Annotated in this window: 15 protein-coding genes; 10 read left to right on the forward strand and 5 right to left on the reverse strand. The window is 28.9% G+C overall.

What is annotated here, in order from left to right:
• The first annotated feature begins 315 nt into the window (after positions 1-315).
• From bcCo53_RS06325 to bcCo53_RS06355, 7 genes are all read left to right on the forward strand, one after another.
• Positions 316-645, forward strand: a complete 330-nt coding sequence (locus bcCo53_RS06325) for a hypothetical protein (protein WP_025408556.1) — start codon at positions 316-318, stop codon at positions 643-645.
• Complete coding sequence (locus bcCo53_RS06330) at positions 582-1,841, forward strand: BTA121 domain-containing protein surface lipoprotein (RefSeq protein ID WP_025408557.1); 1,260 nt, start codon at positions 582-584, stop codon at positions 1,839-1,841. Before bcCo53_RS06325 ends, bcCo53_RS06330 begins: the two co-directional genes overlap by 64 nt.
• Positions 1,834-2,544 (forward strand): BTA121 domain-containing protein surface lipoprotein, encoded by a 711-nt coding sequence (locus tag bcCo53_RS06335; protein WP_025408558.1) that lies wholly within the window; start codon positions 1,834-1,836, stop codon positions 2,542-2,544. Before bcCo53_RS06330 ends, bcCo53_RS06335 begins: the two co-directional genes overlap by 8 nt.
• A gap of 407 nt (positions 2,545-2,951) precedes the next feature.
• A complete protein-coding gene (locus tag bcCo53_RS06340) occupies positions 2,952-4,244 on the forward strand; it encodes a BTA121 domain-containing protein surface lipoprotein (RefSeq protein ID WP_025408559.1) in 1,293 nt (430 codons plus the stop codon).
• A 271-nt stretch (positions 4,245-4,515) separates the two neighbouring features.
• A complete protein-coding gene (locus bcCo53_RS06345; protein ID WP_025408560.1) occupies positions 4,516-5,082 on the forward strand; it encodes a hypothetical protein in 567 nt (188 codons plus the stop codon).
• A 171-nt stretch (positions 5,083-5,253) separates the two neighbouring features.
• Positions 5,254-6,747, forward strand: a complete 1,494-nt coding sequence (locus tag bcCo53_RS06350; RefSeq protein WP_155806427.1) for a BTA121 domain-containing protein surface lipoprotein — start codon at positions 5,254-5,256, stop codon at positions 6,745-6,747.
• A gap of 236 nt (positions 6,748-6,983) precedes the next feature.
• Positions 6,984-7,586, forward strand: coding sequence for a BTA121 domain-containing protein surface lipoprotein (locus bcCo53_RS06355; RefSeq protein WP_246938423.1), 603 nt, complete (start codon positions 6,984-6,986; stop codon positions 7,584-7,586).
• A 498-nt stretch (positions 7,587-8,084) separates the two neighbouring features.
• On the opposite strand, the gene bcCo53_RS06360 is transcribed toward bcCo53_RS06355, so the two are convergent.
• Positions 8,085-9,005: a hypothetical protein gene (locus bcCo53_RS06360; protein WP_028328194.1), complete on the reverse strand. Its 921-nt coding sequence runs from the start codon at positions 9,003-9,005 to the stop codon at positions 8,085-8,087.
• Between the two features lie 757 nt (positions 9,006-9,762).
• On the opposite strand from bcCo53_RS06360, the gene bcCo53_RS06365 reads away from it, so the two are divergent.
• Positions 9,763-11,931 carry a BTA121 domain-containing protein surface lipoprotein gene (locus tag bcCo53_RS06365; protein ID WP_155806845.1) on the forward strand — a complete coding sequence of 723 codons (2,169 nt, stop codon included), beginning with the start codon at positions 9,763-9,765 and terminating at the stop codon, positions 11,929-11,931.
• Between the two features lie 286 nt (positions 11,932-12,217).
• Here bcCo53_RS06365 and bcCo53_RS06370 read toward each other — a convergent pair whose 3' ends face one another.
• The 4 genes from bcCo53_RS06370 to bcCo53_RS06385 form a co-directional block, all read right to left on the reverse strand.
• Complete coding sequence (locus bcCo53_RS06370) at positions 12,218-14,038, reverse strand: hypothetical protein (protein WP_025408566.1); 1,821 nt, start codon at positions 14,036-14,038, stop codon at positions 12,218-12,220.
• Positions 14,039-14,328: 290 nt separating this feature from the next.
• Entirely contained in the window at positions 14,329-14,493 is a 165-nt protein-coding gene (locus tag bcCo53_RS06375) for a hypothetical protein (protein WP_155806424.1), read from the reverse strand.
• 75 nt (positions 14,494-14,568) lie between these two features.
• Positions 14,569-14,829, reverse strand: a complete 261-nt coding sequence (locus bcCo53_RS06380) for a hypothetical protein (protein WP_025408567.1) — start codon at positions 14,827-14,829, stop codon at positions 14,569-14,571.
• A gap of 6 nt (positions 14,830-14,835) precedes the next feature.
• Positions 14,836-14,985, reverse strand: a complete 150-nt coding sequence (locus bcCo53_RS06385; protein ID WP_246938424.1) for a hypothetical protein — start codon at positions 14,983-14,985, stop codon at positions 14,836-14,838.
• Positions 14,986-15,165: 180 nt separating this feature from the next.
• On the opposite strand from bcCo53_RS06385, the gene bcCo53_RS06390 reads away from it, so the two are divergent.
• Together bcCo53_RS06390 and bcCo53_RS06395 are read left to right on the forward strand one after the other, a co-directional pair.
• On the forward strand, positions 15,166-15,378 hold the full coding sequence (locus bcCo53_RS06390; RefSeq protein ID WP_172641931.1) for a hypothetical protein: 213 nt from the start codon (positions 15,166-15,168) through the stop codon (positions 15,376-15,378).
• Positions 15,379-15,437: 59 nt separating this feature from the next.
• Positions 15,438-15,593: a hypothetical protein gene (locus tag bcCo53_RS06395; protein WP_246938425.1), complete on the forward strand. Its 156-nt coding sequence runs from the start codon at positions 15,438-15,440 to the stop codon at positions 15,591-15,593.
• The last annotated feature ends 572 nt before the right edge of the window (positions 15,594-16,165 follow it).

Here is a 16,165-nt window from a genome sequence, read left to right on the forward strand (position 1 = left end):
GTAATGATTGATCAACGCATTTTCAAGACATTAAAAGAGATGCGTGCCATACTACAAATTAGTTAATTAAATTGAGCCTTAGATGCTAGCATCTAAGGCTTTTATTTTGTATAGTTAATAATAGTTAAATTAAAAAATAAATAATTAAATACTTATAAATATATAATTAATGATATTTGATAGTTATAATAAATAATATAGTTAAATTTAAAAAATAAATAACCGAGTACTAAACATATAAGTAATACTTTCTGACTGTTATAGTAGCGTATTTAATATGATCATGAATTAGTTTTAAAATTGAAGTAGGATTTGATGGTTAAGGTAAGATATATCAGTTCTTTACTAGCATTGATCTTAATATTATTATTGCTAGTAATGAGTTGTAATCCACAAAAAGAGCCTGTACTTAAACCTAAGGTTGGTAGTGTAGACCAGTTTAAAGCCAATCTACTTAGAAAGAGCAAAGAAAATCAGTTGGGGTCAAAATCTTCTATAAGTAGTCTTAAATCTACAGTTGACATTCTTTCAGGAAAACAAGGTGTATCTGATAGTTTTTTAAAATGCTTACAGGTGAGGGCATGGATGTTAAACTTAAAAAGTTACTTGAGGACTTTGGGTTACTTGATGATGAGAAGAAAGTAGTTGTATATATGTTAGGGTTTTTAACCGATCCTACTCTCGAGCCTGCACGTAGTAAAACATATAATGATTCTGAATTTTATAATTTGTTGAATAGCACTAGCCTTTTCCATTTGAAGATTGTTATAAGCAATATTCAGGTAAATATCATGATGCAAGCAGAGATTCAATCGATTATTGAGAAAATTAGGTTAAATAAATTCAGAGAAGAATTGATAAATGAGTTTGAATCTGTGTCTTTTAGGTATAAAGAGAGTTTAAAATATCTCTTTAAGGATGAGTATATTAACGATCTTACTGGTGTTAACATAGCAGCTCGTCAGAAAGACTATGAGCCAGATTTTATGAAGGTTAAAAATAGGGCTATAAGAGTTTTAGATGTTGAAAATCTGTTGACAGGGTTGTTACCCGAAGAGAAGAGCATAATTGATAAACTTAGAAGTTCAGCAACTGCTCTTGATACTGGTGATATTCCTTATAGAACTTATAATAGTTACGAATTTGATAAGTTGTTAGTTGGTTTGGGGTGTGATAGGGTTAAGGAAATGATTAAAGTCCATTTAGACATTCTGAACAGACTAAATGAAGCCCAATTAGCTATTCAAGATGTTAAAAACTACGACGAAAGAGAGACATTGCAAAAGGAATTTGATAAATATTATGATGATTATTATTCTGGAATAAAGGCAAGATTTAATATACTTGGGGAATTTGATGAGGAAAAGCTTAATAGGGTTTATGTTCAAGCTATAGGTGATATTTATTCTAGTAATTTTATTAGACTTAAAGATACTGCTAGAAATTTTGAAAATATTGAACTCTTATACAATGATGAGCTTTCAGAAGATGAGTCTGAAATAATTGATAATATACGACTTATAGTAACTAATCCCGATATTGGCAGACACAGGGGAACTATTAATGCCCGTCAGTTTGATCTCTTGTTGGGTGGTTTAGACATTCATAAGATTAGAGACATTATTAAATTTCATTTATCTACTAATGCAATAATGCCAGAAATTGAAGTACTGATTGAGAAAGTCAAGAAAGAGGAATCAAGAAACCAATTGAGAAATGTTTTCTTTCCCTACAAGTCCCGATATCAAGCAAGGTTAAAGAGTTTCTTTAGTAAGTCTTCTGATTATTTGTATAGACGGGTTATGAAGAATAATAATTATTTTATACCTTCCTATGATTAGAGATATGGTTGAGGACATTATAAGAGGTGAGGAGCAATTCGCAAATTTAAGTGGTACTAACGAATATCTTAAGGGTTTTAGAAATTTAATTTTAGATTATAGCTATAATCATGGGACCTGTAAATATTATATGTTTGATCTTGTGCTAGGTCATTTGGGTGTCTCTAGGTTGGGACAAGTTCTTGATTTGCCTGTATTGGAGTTTGTGGACATGCAAAAAAAGACAGCAAATTGTATTGCCAAGATTAATGATAGGGACTTTAGGCTTAAATTAAGAAGTGAGCTTTATGATCACAGAAATTCTTTTGCATTATTTTTGCAACGTTTATTTGATGCGTCTTATCCTTATCCTGATATTAGATTTGATCTTCTTAAGAGTCATAAGAGAATTATCCTTAGGCTTGGGAGAATTTTGACTGAAGCTGAATATTTTGTAAATTTTCAACAAGTACTTGCAGAATTATCTGGTGTGCAGAAGATAGTCATTGATTATTTATACCATATATTAAAAGATCCTAATATTTATGACAGAGATAGTAATACACATTATAAAACGTATGAGCGTTATGAGTTTAATCTTTTATTTGCTCGTTTCAATCGTCATCAGCTTAGTGAAATTATAAAGTTTTTTGGTAAGATTCGCACCATAATAAGAAGTCTGCCAGGGCTTATTAATGATGTTGTTGATAAGAGATTAAGATGAGAGTTAGAGAGTAAATTTAATGCTGAAGAGCGTAGGTTTAGAGTTGTTATAAAGTCAATGTTTGATTTTTATGTTCCTGATGATGTGTATGCAGCTATTGAGCATACTGAGCTTTTAATTAGGTTAGAAGATCTTGAGAAGGCTGTCTTAAATGCAGAGCGTCATCAGTAAGATCCTACCTTGAAGTTAAGCCTTAGGTATGTGATTAGCTTTTTAAGCTAAGGTTTTTAGTTTACTAAAGTCAATAAAATTTGCTAATAAATATTTCAATAATGATGTTAGATGGTTATAATAAGATGTATGTATAAAAAATGTATATTGATAATATAGTGATAGAGTAACATGTCATAATTTAATGATGTATTTAATATGATTAGTTAATCGATTTAGTCTTAAAGGAGAATTTAATGGTTAAGGTAAGATATGCTAATTCGTTTTTAGTACTATTCTTAATTTTTATATTGCTAGTAATAAGTTGTGATGTTAACTCTCAAGCAAATTCCAAATTGACAAATAGTTCTTTTGGAGATAGTTATAGTTTTTTGGGAACTAGTTCTCTTGGCGATAGTTATAGCTCTTTTGGAAGTAGTTATAGTTCTTTGGGAAGTAGTTCTTCGTTTAGAAGTAGTTCATTTAGAAATAAGACGCTTAGAAAGAAAGCTCTTAAAAATAAATCATTAGGAAATTCGGCTAAAAGCGACGATTTGTCTTATAAATCACCATCTAAAACGGATGTGGTAAAAGGCGATGTTAAAGAATTAGGCAAGAGTAATGTTAAGAGTGATGCTGAAGTGGGTAGTTCAGGTGAAAATCTTAATATCAAGCTTGATAAGCTTATTTTAAAATTTGGTTTATCAGATAATGAGAGGGCAATAGTTGCTTATATGCAAGGCATATTAACTGATTCTAGTATTGGTCGTTCTAAGGATTATATAACTTATAATGGTAATGACTTTTATAACTTGCTTGTTAGTCTAGGTGCTCTTAAGTTGAAAAAAATTATGGAAATTCATTTAAAAAGTATTAAAGCTCAAAAGGATGTTTTAGCAGTTATAGAGGGTATTAAGGAAGAGAAATTAAAAAAGGACTCGCTTATTAGGTTTAATAAGTACAAAAATTTTTATCCATTGCATGTGAAAAAATTATTCAGCGGGGTTACTTCTGATGAGATATATGATAGGTTTATGAATAGTCCATCTGTAGCTAGGTTTATTGAGCTGAGAGATGAAATTAACAGTGTTATAAGGGGTAAAGATTTATATGCAAGGTTACCTAGTGATAAAAGATCTGTAATTGAATATGTGCATCGTGTAGTAACTGATTCTGGTATTGGTAGTCCTGAAAGTTACAGAACATATAGTGATAATGAGTTTTATAAATTGCTTTCTAACTTAGGTAAGGCTAAGTTGGATAAAGTTATAAACCATGTTAAGATAACTCTTAAAGTCCAAAGTGATGCTTTAGCAGCTATAAATGGTATTAAAGACGAAAAATTAAGAAAAGAATTTTTATTTAGGTTGAAAGATAAGCAGTGTTCTTATGTATTGGCTTTAAAATCAACAATCAATAAGTTAAATTTTGATGAAATTTATAAATCAATTATAGGTATTGATCATTTAGAGAGTTTTATGTCTATTAAAGATGCTGCTAAAGCCGTTTCTGAAAAAGAAGCAGTTGTTAATACCGAAGTTAGTACTTAATGGTATTGGTATTAGTTATAAGCACTGGAATTTAAAAATTTAAAGCACATTTAAAGAAAATCAGTATAAGGAGATAGGAGTAAGCTATATATATATTTATACAAAGCTTTACTTCTTAGCTAATGATTAGATATCGTAATTCATTAATTTTATTGTTTTTTTTATTTAACTTATTATTTTTAGAGTAGTTGATCATAATAAGTAAATTGAAGACAATCAATTATATATTAATTTAATTTAAATTAATATATAATTGATTTAAGAGAAATTTATGCAAATAGTTAAAGTCAAGCATTTGCCTAGTATTACTTATAAACAGGTTTTAGATGAACTATTGAGACTTGGTATGAAGAGCGATATTTCATCTTACCTTACAAATATTTATAAGACCACTCTTAATGCGGATGATATTAAGTCTTTGGAAGATAAGTTAATAGCTAGGCTTAAGGAATTAGAATATAGCATCAATAAGAATATAGAATTAAGCGATGTTAAGTCTGTTGAATCTGAGAAGCGATTTAACGATAAGCTTGAAGCTATAGACAAATGTTTTAGCGATAGACTTAATAATACAACACCACCTGAACTTTCTAAATATATTAAATCTGTTGATGAGAGACTTATTAAGTCTGAGGAACGATTTAATGATAAACTTGAACGTACAAGAGATGAGATATTTTCCAAATTTGATGTTTTATTATCAAAATTTGATTTGACAGTAAAATTTGGTATGTGGATTTTTGGAATAATGGTGGCCATCTTAAGTCCTGTGATGCTCCCACCGATTATTCAATTTATAACATTAGTTATTAGTAAAATAGCAAACATATTTGCATAAAAACATACCTTAACCTCCACATATCTAAGGCTGTTGATTTGTGTGGGTAGGTATGCAGGTGGATTAAAAATTATTGATAAATATTCACGTGATAGTGTGTAGAGGTTGTAATAATATATTTATGTAAATGATGATGGATTCATTTAATTTTTAAAGGAGATGTTAAGTGGTGTGCAGGTAAGTTATATTAGTTCGTTTTTAATACTACCATTATGTTTAATAATATGTTGTGATGTAGAATCCAAGAGAGATACTTCGGTTGGAGGGAATTTGGTTAAAAAGGGGATTGAAAAACCTGTTGTAAGTATTCCTGTAGTAATCCCAGACGGTAGTGTTATACATAGTTCTTCTCAAATGGATGTGAGTGATGATATTGATATTGATATTGATATTAAAATTGATACTCTGTTAAGTACATTTGAGTTGTCTGAGCAAGAGATCGAAGCGGTTCAGTATATACGGCTTGTATTAGCTGATGAATCTATTGGTAAAAAGGAGGGTTATGCAACATATGATGATGATAAATTTTATACTTTATTGACAGATTTAGGTAGTAATAGGTTGAGGGAAATTATAGCATTTCATTTAAAAATTATTAATTTAAAAGAAGATGCTCGAGCAGAAGTTTCCAAAATGCTTTCAGGAATTAATGAAGGTTTAAGGCAACGTGTTAAGAAGGCTTTTATTAATTACGAAAAATATTATTCAGTTTATTTGAAATCGTTATTTGATGCTCCTAGGTCTAAGGATGTTTATAATAAATTTATAAAGAGTAGTGATAGTAATTTTATTGGGATCAAAAATGAAGTTATTGGTATTATAGAAGACGGGACGCTTTATGCCGGAAAGTTATCAGAAAAGGAGCTTGACATAGTTGCATATATGCGTAATGTATTAACTAATCCTAATATTCTTAGTGGTACAGTTTACAAAGAGTATAGTAAAATTGAGTTTTATGACTTATTAAGGCAATTAGGTCATGACAAATTAAAAGATATTATAAACGTTTCTTTAATGACTTTTCAAACAAGAAGAGAGGCCCTAACAGCTATAATGGACATTAAAAGAGAAGAGGCAAAAAAACCTTTAATGAAAGAACTGTATGCTTATGATAATGAGTATCCTTCTTATTTGAAGGGCTTATTTGGTGGGGCTACTCTTGATGATGTTTATCGTAATATTATGGATAGTGATTATGCTAAGAATTTTACTGATATTAGAGATGAGGCTTTAGCTGTTAAATTAGGTGAAGATCAATATTCAGCCCATTTATCTTCTTCTGAGCTTGAAGTACTTGATAGTATACGACTTGCAGTAACTGGTCCTCTTGTTGATGATAAGGATAAAGCAACATATAATTATATTAAGTTTTATGACTTTTTGAGCAGATTAGGAGTTGATAAGGTAAGGGAAATTGTAATTAATGCTCAAAAAACTTTTATGGCAATTGATGCTGCTAAAGTGGCTATAGAGAGTGTTAGATTTGCAAAGTTGCAAAGGGACTTGAAGGATGGGTTAAGTTCGGAACTTACTTCTTACTCACGTGCGCTAAAAGAGGCCTTTTTTAAACTTACTCCTAATGATGTTTATAGAGCTGTTATGAGTCTTGATTATTCAGCTCGTTTTGAGAAGATCACAAGTGATGCTTCTTCCATTTGGAAATAGAGCAGTTATGATAGGTAGTCTTTTGGGTAATTTTAGGAATACTTAAAAAATATTAATCCTTAAATATTTAAGTTTAAGGATTAAATTTTAATCAGATCAATTAAATATACAGTCAAATTTATTTAAAAATTTTATTTAAATAATATTAATTAAATTTCATAATGTTTGCTTAAAAGGGGAGATACTGATTTGTTAAAATGAAGCGTTTGAGTTTGTTAATGGTGTTAATATTATTATTGCTACTAATATTGCTACTAATAAGTTATAATTTTAAATCCTCAGAAGAACTTGTAAGGGGCTTGGCTGGAAAGGGAGAAGTATCTGAAAGTGGAATGAGCAAAGGTATAAGGAGAAATTCAAAAGAGGATATGGATTATAAATTTAATAATTTATTGGACGTATTTGAGATATTTAATGAGGATAGGGAAGCAGTTATGGATATGCGAAATATAGTAACTAGTCCTTATATTGGGAGTGGTGAGGGTATTAATACATATACTGATCTTGAGTTTTATGACTTGATTTGTGCTTTAGGTAAGTTTAAGTTAAGGGATATTATAGAAGTTTATTTCAATGATCTTAGAGCCAGGCATGAGGATTTGCCAGAAGCACGTGATGCTATAAATAAGATTAAGAGAGCTTCACTAAGAGAGACACTTAAGCGTAATTTTAATCAGTACGAGATATTGGGTTATCCATATTATTTAAAATTGAAATTCAATAGTCCTATTCCTGATATTGCTTATTATTATGCTATGCATATGGGGGATGCTTATAATTTTGGTATTCTTAAAAACAGTGCTAAGAGTATTGTCAAGTTTGAAAGTTTGTACTCATAAGGTCACTTACAAGAGTTGTCTGTTGAAGATTGGTAATTAGTTATCAATTAGTTGTCTTGCAGATCATCTTTAAAGAAATATTTAAGTTTAACATTGATATTAAAATATTAATAAGTTGAATAAATATGTTAATTTGATGATTACTATATAGTGTAATTTGAATAAGGAGATATTTAGTTGTAAAGCTCTAATAATTTATGATTTTTGGTGTTGATATTAAATGTTACTTATTTTGTATAAAAGGGTTATTGGGTGAGTCTTGCTTTATGCTTTGTGGCAATATATGATTGATGCTAGTAGGGGTATGTATTATGTAAAATCAGTAATATAAAAGGAATACCAAGACATGTAAAGACAAAAGAGGAAGCTTTAAAACTATTTGGTGAAAGAGCAGATGTAAGATACACAGGAATATTGTTTGTGTGTTTTAAATTGGGATATAAACTAGGAAATAGCTTATAAAAATAGACTACAATATTGTAGCCTATTTGATTAATGTTACCTTTTTGAGTGACTAGCCATAAGTTTTTCTAGTAATTCTTTTGTTTTTTGGAAATTTTCTTCCAATGTTGATAGATCATTTGCATCATATTTATATGAGCGACCCATCTTTCTTACTTTTACGGAAGCTTCTTCTAAGTATTCTTTTGCTTTATTAGCATCATCATTATTTTGGGAATCTTGATGAGTAGCGTTGTAATATTTGTTGTAATTTATTTGTACACTAATAGCGCTACTTTGGAGTATAAACCTTTCTGTATAGAATTTTGATGGAGATTCTTTTATTTTCTTGATCCAATGAAATGTGTCTTGCATATCATATATAACAGAAGATAATAATTTTTTATATTTTTCGTCTTCTGTTTCTTTTGCAATCTCAGATTGTGGATCTGGTACTACTTGCTCTTCTTCTATTATTGTATTAGGTTCTGAGTGAGCACCTAATACGATTGGTGTAAATGAGTTTTCTTCTATTACTGTAGTAATGTCAGAATATGAGCCTGATACTATTGGAGTTGAGTCTGTTCCAGTAAGACTTGTGTAGCGTGTTTCTCCCTCTTCTCCTTTAAGAGGTCCACCTCCAGCGAAACCACTTATACTATATCCTCCTGCAGGAATTGGAATCTCATTTTGATTGTTAGAGCCTGCTTGAGTTTCAGTTTGATTGCTGCTAATAAAACTTGAATTAATTTCATTTTTTATTTCTTGTTTTAATTGGTCTGTTTTTATATATATTATTTTTTTAAATTTTTTAAGGACACCATTTTTCTGAATATTATTATCATTTTTGGCATCCAGTACAGTATGTATTTGATCAAGTAAATCCACGGATTTATCTTTAAGTTCGTCATTAAGTATTAAATCACAACTGATGAAACTTAAAAGCAAACTTAAGCTTAAATACTTTGTCTTATTCATTGTATTCAGTCTCCTTATTTTATTTTTATTGCATAAATATATAGCATCTTATTAATTAATTCTAGAAAAATAAAAAAAATGTTTTAAATTCTCTTTAAAATAAGTTTATGTAGCAATAACCGTATATTAAGAAGACTTAATATGTTTTAAAAAATAAATAGTTATTGTTATTTAAACTTAATAAAACTCGAAATAACATTGACATAATTGAATTATTTATCATAAGTATTTTATTTTACCCGATCTATATTTCATTAAATATGAGTTATGAAGATAAAAATAATAATGAATTGAAGTAAATTAAGACTTTTACTATAACTAATGTCTTTAATTGTAATAAAAAGATAGGGTGGATATTGTTGATGAACTTAAAAAAAAAGTCAGAGTGCAAAAAGAAGAAAGTATGCGTAGGCTATTGTTTAGTAAGGAGCTAATAATTTAAGCTTAAATAGTTGGTGTTGATGTCAAGCTTAAAGAATAATAGTGATCGTATAGAATTTGCCAAGAATAAGAGTAGTGTCAAGCGAAAGGTTAAAAATCGTTTAAATTATAATAAATATTAATAATTAATAATAATTTTTATAAAAAGGATCATATATTATTGTATAATGAAATAATATTTTCAATTTAAATTGTGATTGAAAAAATATTATTGGGTGTGAATGTAAATATGAAGAATTTGTTATTAATTTTATTTGTGATAATTCATTGGTTATTAATTATAAGTTGCAATTTAAAATCTCCGCAACAAGATAATATGATTAGGGGAAAGCCTTTTAGCAAAGCTTTCAGCAATTTTATTAGGTTTAAGAAACTAGAGGGTAGTTCTAGTACACCTAAAGGAATTAATAGGACTTTAACATTTGGTGATATGATATATAAATTAGAGCATTCAGGTATTGGTGGGGTAAGGGAAGTAATTAATTTAATGCAACTTGTGGTATGTAATTTGATTATTGGTTTTGAGCAAGGTTATAGAGCGTATTCTGTTGATGAATTTAGGAACTTATTGAGTGATTTAGGATATGATAGGGTTAAAGAAATTGTAAAGGTTCATTTAGAGATTTTTAAACTACTATCAGAGGTTGAATTGGCTATTAAAGATGTTGAGAAATTTAGATCAGAATATGAATTCGGAATGAAGTTTTATTCTATAATATTAGATTATAGCTTGGATTTAAAGAAAAGATTTAGTAGTACTAATGTCGATGAGATCTATAATCAAGTTACAGCTTATGATAAGGTTCATAAGTCTAGGCTTAATAAACTTAAGGAAGATATTGATGACGCATTAGATTTGGATGGTAAAGGTTTACATAAAACTTTATCTGATAATGAGAGAGCAATAATTGGGTATCTTAAAAGGATAGTAACTGATCTTAGTATTGGGGATAATGATTGTAGGACGTATTTGCCTGATGATTTTAATCTGCTGCTAGTGAAATTGGGTGATTTAAGGGTTAAAGAAATTTTAGAACATTTTGCAGATATCTTAAACCCAATATTTGCAATTGAAAATATATTTTATGATATGAATCGTCGCAAAGTATTAGATTTGCAAGCTCGATTTGCTTCTTTAATTGAACATGATCCTAATGATAACCCAGTATTAGGTTTGCAAGTGCGGTTTGACTCTCTGATGAGAGAATATAAATTGATTTTAAAGAAACTTTTCTCTCTCTCTGAACCTGATGATGTATATGCTAACATTATGAGTTATGATTTTCATAATAGTAAATATGCAGATGAGTTTAATAAGCTTAAAGTAGATCTTATTTGGGGTGTAGAGTTTGATAAACTTTATTCAAACTTATCAAGTGATGAAGTTGTAGAGTTTGATTCTATAAGGAATTTAGTAACAGATTCTTCTTTTGAGAGTCAGTATAAGGAGTATTTTCATAATGCTTTTTATAAGTTGCTAAGTGACCTGGGGGCATTGAGTTTTTATAAGATAGTACGACTTTGTTTAGATTTTATTGGCAAACAAAAAGAAAGACAAGTTATTATTGATAATATTGAGAATACAATTGCAAGAGAAGTATTGCAAAATTCTCTTGATTTTTGTAGCAAGACATATTTATTTTTTTTAAAAAACTCATTTAATGCTGCCGATTCTCAAGGTGTGTATGATAGCCTTACCAGTGATGAGCAAATAGCTGAATTTGAAAAATATTTGGCTGGTGTGGATAAAAAGATTGCTGAATTTTTAAAATTTATCAAGATATATAAGGATTTATCAGCTGAAGAGTTAGAAGCATTGAGATTTATGCTCAAGGTATCAAATGGTATTAATAATATTGAATCTAATGATCATGTTGGGTCTGATGATACAGTTTTTATTTGGTTAAATAATTCATATTTACGTGAAGTTATGAGAATTATGCATATTAGTTGCAGATTTTTAGAAGAGATAAAAAAATTTAAAGAAGCATTTAATAATATTTCTACAGAAAGCTTAAAGGAAAATTTCAGGATTGAGTTTGATCATTGCTATAATGATTATGCAACAAATTTACGAGAAGCGTTGTATACGGTTTATACCGATATATTTTATAGTGTTGATTATATCGGTAAGATTACTGAGCTACGCAACCGGGTTCTTAATGTTTTAAAAGGTGAAACTTTAGAAGGAGCATTAAAAAGTAGGTTGGTTGAATTTCAAGACGAAGCGATATATGGACGTTTCATTTCGGTATTAACTAATCCTATTGATATGGAAAATTCTAAAACCTATTCTCTTGAGGAATTTTATATTTTATTAAGCCAGTTGGGTGCTGCTAAGCTTGATGAGATAATAAACCATTTGCTTTCTGTTTCAACAAAAACAGTAGACAACAATTCTCCTTCTGAGTATGACTTGCGGTTAAAAGAGGCGTTTAGTTATCCTACTGTTGATGAGATATATGAGGCAGCTATGAGTTTATGAAAATTTGTGGGATTTAATATTTGGTTAGATTTGTTATCTAAAAACCATGATTTGATTTTATATACTGATAATTGAGTTATGAATTTTTGTAATTTTTAGCTATCAGTTTGTACAAGATAGGTCTGTGTCAATTGTTTTTATTGTTGTAACTTATGTGAGTGATTTTAATAGTATAAATCATCTAGGTTATAAGTAAATAGCACAAGTATGATATCATTTTGGATAGTACTAGTAATACTATAAAGGGTAGTAATTTAGTTAAGGTAGATAATGTAATAACATTATTTTAAATGTCCATGGATTTGTGTAATTTATATATATCTCTTTTATATGATCTCTTTATGCAATTTATATCGATATTGATGTCGTCAATTGAATGGTGAAGATCCGAAAGATTGAAACTCAGTGTTCGATGGCTATCATCTGCATCATTAGGATTCAATTTGTTTAGTATTGCTAAATATTTTTTTTCTATTGATTGATATAAGTTTTTAATTATTTCTGGTGTGTTTTTGTATTTTGTATAAAGTTTGCGCTTTGCTAGAGGGTTAAGATGGAAATTTTTATTATTTAATATATCAGTAAACTCTTCTATAAATTTTTGTGCCTTAATTAAGGAAAAAACCATATCTGTCATTTTGTTTACGAATGAGCATGCTAGATTTGGGTTTTTATCTTTCATGGCATTGATAGCTTTATATGCTTTTTGAAATAAAGGATCTTTTTCTAAAGAATTTGATGGATTGGCATTTTTTGTAATGAACACTTGTTTAAAGTAAGATTTAAAATCATTATCAGATAAGTTTTGAATATAGGCTTGATTTGCACGAAATATTTCGCGTTTGTAATCTTTATTTGATTTGAATGCTTCCTTGCTTGTATTGAGAATTGAACTGCGAATTTTTATGAATTTATTCATGAATTTGGAAAAATTTTCATCTATATTATTAGGCTCTAATGCCTTTATTGCTTTTAGGTAGTCTTTTTTGATTGAATCATGTGATTTTATAAATTGTTCAACCATATTTTTGTATTTATTGTGTATCTCTTCCTTTTCTTTCAAATGGTTGTAAAAAGTGTTGTTACTTAATTGTTCTTCAAGATCTTGTGTAAAATTTTGTGTTTCAGGAAATAGAGAAGATATCTCTACCATTTCATGTACAAGATATGCTGCTTGGTCTGGGTTTTTATCTCTAAGAGCATCAATAAATGGATATAAATTTTTAAATAAGTCTTCTTCTAAAGATGGCTTTAATGGGTAAATGTTATCTTTAACAAAGGTTTTCCTCATATAGGATTTAAGTTCATCCTTACTTAAGGATTTGATTAAGTTTATTTCTTCTAAAAAATATGAATATTTTTGTAAGTATTTAAAATTTTCTTGCCATTTAGTTTCTTTCTTTGTATATTCTGGATTTACGTATTTGTGGTATATATCTTTTTGTTTTTTGTGTGTAGCTTCAGATGAAGATTGGATATCTTCTAATTCATAAATACTATTATCTATATCATTAGGATCAAACATTTTGATTGCCGTGAAGTATGCTTCTTTATTTTTGTTATTTAATTCGTAAAGTTTGTTAAGAGCATCTTTGTATCTATAATAAGTTTTTCTTTCGTACCTATGCGACAATATATCATTAAACTCACCCACTTGTGCAAAGGATGAAGTTAGTTTTTTCATTTTTTGTATGAGATGTACTACTCTTGCTGGATCTTTATTCTTAAGGGTTTTAAAAAAAGCATATGTTTTTTCAAATAAAGGCTCAAGACTTCCAAAAGAATCGCCTGGACTATGGCAGAGCCCTGTAACAAAGGTGACTTCAGAGTAGGATCTAAAAGTTGGCTCATAATCTTCATCATATGCAGATACAAACCTTTCAGGTAAAGATTTAACTCGCTCAACTTCTTTTAAAAATTTTGGATCGGCCTTTAACTGATTAAGTTCATCTTCCCATTTTTTTACTCTTAATTGTGCTTTTTGTGGATCTTGATTTATAGATACACAAGCTGTAAATGTAAGTAGAAGAATGAATAGACATGTATTTGATATTAATCTAGTATATCTCACTTGAGTTATTATATTTAATAATTTAAATAATGACAATAGTTTGATATCATATAATAAATAATTTTTATTTTAAAATAAAAATTATTTGATTTTGAGCATAATGTAGTGTTGGGGGATAAATTAAAATAATTTGGAGAGATAGCTTAAAATAAGCATTTGAGAATAAATTTGGATTCTTAGGCTAGAAGTTAATGGGGAGGATATTGAAATCAATCCATTTATTCATCATTACATTGAGTGTAGGTCATAACTTCATTGATATATTTAATATATTACCTTGTAATCATTAAATTATATTGATTTATTAAAATTAGTGATTATGAAAGTTATTTTTTATATTTTTGGAATTTATTGTCATAGCTTATTTTAATAAGATTTTTAATTTCTTGAATTTTAGAATCTAATGTGCAAAAAATCTGAATATTTCCATTACCATGATTACCAATATTATTGATATCTCTAGTAAACCCTTCTTTAAATCCTGTATACAATTTCGTTTCAACTTTTTCAATTTAAGTTTTAATTGCTTAAAATAATTTTCAATTTTTTCCCTATTCTTATGATATTTAACTTCTATTAAAATAAGTAGGCTCTCTATCTTCTTTCGGATAAAGAATGTAGTCGACTTTCATTCCATTTTGATCAGGAATATCGGCTGTAGCTTTAACTTGAACAACTAAATGATCAGTAGGATCTTGCTCTTGTGTTAACGCATTAGATTGAGATTCATCAGACCGTAACTCTATCTCACTTATAGGTCTTGTCTCCTCATTCTTTTGTTGTCCCATTTCAATACTTTTACTACCATCTTCAGTCTGCTGTTCCAAAGGTTGCTAATTAACCGTTGTAGAAATACCACCTTCAGAAGAATTTTTTACACTTTCCAAATCAGACTCTGAATTTGAAACATCAGACTCAACAACCTCTAGAACAACAAAAGTTTCCTTTTGCTCTTGAGTTAATACTGCATTATCTCGAAACACAAACTGTAACTCTGTCATACTTTCGGATATATTCCTTATAACAACTAGCTCAATACCTTTCTTTTGTAAAAGTATAGACCTTGATAACCAAATTGATACTGTTAAATCTAATATTTAGACCTTTGATAATAAGTTAACAGTCAAGTATAATATATTTAAGAAAATTCATTGTTAATAAATATGTCATATAAATACAAAACTATAAATACACATTTTATAGAAGCAATAAAATGTGTAAGTACAAAAATACAATCTAGTAAGGATTACATTGTAAACGAAGCACAGACAAAGCAGATTCTTATTAACCCATTTTTATATGCAATGGGTCAAGATCAAGAGAAGGGGTTTTCTGAGCAAGAGTTCGAGATTAATAAAATTAAGAGTGTGAAATAGAATCTACTTTAGCACAGCTTAATGAATTCAATAAGAGTTTCGCCGACGCATTGTCAACATTGGATTTTGTAGAATCTAGGATTAATGATGAAAAGTCTATGATGGAGAAGGTGATTAAAAAAGAAGTGAGAGGTGTGGTATATAAATTAATTAATGGTTTTGGAAAAGAATTTGGTTCTGTCAAGACAGGAAGTTTGTATAATTGTGGTGTATAGCAAATTGCGAATCAATTAATTAAGAAGATTAAAGAGAGTAGATATATTTCAAAGGTTTATATAATAACCATCTTGGTAGATTAGAGGGTGTAATAGCTAATATGAAGAGTGATATATTAAAGGAAGAAGATGGATTGAGTAGTGCAAGGGGTGTGTTTGAAAAATAGATAAAGGTTTAGACACCCTAAGAGGTGCTAGTAGTCCCCCCCCAACAGGTAAGGGTAAATTTTGGTGTTTTAAAAGAGTTTATTGGCCTTGTAGGAGGTTATATTATCTATGATAAAGATAAGCATGATTATTTGCATGTTAATCGAAGGATTGAGAAATTTTTGAAAGATTATAATCATTGTTAAATGATTGAGAGGTGTTTATATAAGTATTATTTGTTCACTGTTAATTATGTTCCATTTAAATAAAATTATGTAATCTAATATCTGTTAGGCTGAATTACAAGTATTGGAGTGATATTTATTGATAAGGGATAGTGGGAGTTGTGAGGGTGGTAATGTGAGAGGGATATTGGAATAATAGAGATCGCGCGCGTCAGCTTTGTACTAATAACAACTAAACTA

Origin of the sequence: Borrelia coriaceae (assembly GCF_023035295.1) — a bacterium.
Taxonomy (GTDB): domain Bacteria; phylum Spirochaetota; class Spirochaetia; order Borreliales; family Borreliaceae; genus Borrelia; species Borrelia coriaceae.

What these genes read in the sequence shown, in the direction of transcription:
- bcCo53_RS06325 (WP_025408556.1), top strand. Translation starts at nt 316, where the DNA reads ATGGTTAAGGTAAGATATATCAGTTCTTTACTAGCATTGATCTTAATA.
- bcCo53_RS06330 (WP_025408557.1), top strand. Translation starts at nt 582, where the DNA reads ATGGATGTTAAACTTAAAAAGTTACTTGAGGACTTTGGGTTACTTGAT.
- bcCo53_RS06335 (WP_025408558.1), top strand. Translation starts at nt 1,834, where the DNA reads ATGATTAGAGATATGGTTGAGGACATTATAAGAGGTGAGGAGCAATTC.
- bcCo53_RS06340 (WP_025408559.1), top strand. Translation starts at nt 2,952, where the DNA reads ATGGTTAAGGTAAGATATGCTAATTCGTTTTTAGTACTATTCTTAATT.
- bcCo53_RS06345 (WP_025408560.1), top strand. Translation starts at nt 4,516, where the DNA reads ATGCAAATAGTTAAAGTCAAGCATTTGCCTAGTATTACTTATAAACAG.
- bcCo53_RS06360 (WP_028328194.1), bottom strand. Translation starts at nt 9,005, where the DNA reads ATGAATAAGACAAAGTATTTAAGCTTAAGTTTGCTTTTAAGTTTCATC.
- bcCo53_RS06365 (WP_155806845.1), top strand. Translation starts at nt 9,763, where the DNA reads ATGATTAGGGGAAAGCCTTTTAGCAAAGCTTTCAGCAATTTTATTAGG.
- bcCo53_RS06390 (WP_172641931.1), top strand. Translation starts at nt 15,166, where the DNA reads ATGTCATATAAATACAAAACTATAAATACACATTTTATAGAAGCAATA.